1 pseudogene is annotated in these 316 nt (G+C 61.7%); it reads right to left on the reverse strand.

What is annotated here, in order from left to right:
* Positions 1-249: pseudogene (locus tag AF337_RS11950) on the reverse strand (sensor histidine kinase); the annotation flags it as partial.
* Positions 250-316: the final 67 nt, after the last annotated feature.

Below are 316 nucleotides of genomic sequence, written 5' to 3' on the forward strand. Positions count from 1 at the left end.
CATCCCGAGACCATTGTCCGAAATCCGCAATTCGATCCCGGCTGCGGCGCGTTCGTCGTCGATGGCGGTGGCTATGATTGAAATCACGCCGCCATCCGGCATGGCGTCGCGCGCGTTGAGCAGCAGGTTCATAATGGCGCTTTGCAGCCCTACGCGGCTGCATCGGAAGATCGGAAGCGTCTCGCTGGCATATATCTCGAACGCGATATTGCGATCCCAGGTCGCTTTGGCCAGGGCTTCGATCTCCATCAGGCAAGCCCTGATGTCGACCGGCTCGGCGGCGGCATTGCCGTCGCTCGCAAGGCGCATCGTCTGG

Source organism: Rhizobium ecuadorense, from assembly GCF_001187535.1.
GTDB lineage: Bacteria > Pseudomonadota > Alphaproteobacteria > Rhizobiales > Rhizobiaceae > Rhizobium > Rhizobium ecuadorense.